The sequence below is a fragment of the Bacillus sp. LR--39 genome, assembly GCF_053613335.1.
Genome location: NZ_JBSIOT010000829.1, coordinates 1 through 728, shown reverse-complemented (window position 1 = coordinate 728; position 728 = coordinate 1). Strand labels below are relative to the sequence as shown.

Genomic DNA, 728 nt, shown 5'->3' with positions numbered 1-728 from the left:
GAATCAAAGTTCACATCATACAAGGTAACTCGTTCAGTACCACGACCTGAAGAGGCGTCATCCAGAACAGCTTGTAAGGTGAAGTAAGGATCGCTTCCTTTTTTCACATAGTCCATCATAATAAGAACAAATTGAGAAGTCACTTTATAAAAAGTGGCTGTTCCCGTTCCATTTGCTCCAGTCGTCTTGTGCCCCGTCATTCGGCGACCCATGATATTTACCTCGGATTTATTTTTCTCCACATTGGCTTCAAAAGTTTTGATATGAGCCATTTCTTCTCCATCAAGAAATAGCCTGCCCTCTTTACCAGAAATGGTGTTTTGCGCTTTTAATGCCATTCTTATTTCACCTCAACGTTAAAGTAGAATTTTTCTGCTGCATCGACGGGTTGAACAGCGAGATCAATCAGGAAGCCGTCACGATCATTATTCAAAGCAATTGTAATGTCATTCTCTGAATTAAAATCAGTAATGCCCCCGTTATCTTGAAGAACACTCAAGTATTGAGTAATCAGCGTTTTTACAAACTGCAGTCCGTCATTTGTAGCGGGAACGTCACTGCCGCTTGCTTTGCGAGACTTGATCAATGCTTTTAATTGAGATGTCAGGTCATTATTGATTGCATCAAGTACACGGACAATTTTGTTTTTCTGGAACATCTTATTTTTCTCTGCTGTTAGGCTTGTGAGTGAATTAATGTCCTTTTCAACCGATACTGATTTATCACGA

General features: G+C 40.0%; 2 protein-coding genes. Both read right to left on the bottom strand.

Annotation, left to right across the window (positions count from 1 at the left end):
• Window positions 1–338: phage tail tube protein (locus tag ACWHAR_RS26820; protein ID WP_452088394.1), on the bottom strand; the 338-nt coding region annotated here is incomplete at its 3' end.
• A 2-nt stretch (window positions 339–340) separates the two neighbouring features.
• A partial coding sequence (locus ACWHAR_RS26815; RefSeq protein ID WP_452088393.1) for a phage tail sheath C-terminal domain-containing protein occupies window positions 341–728 on the bottom strand: 388 nt, incomplete at its 5' end.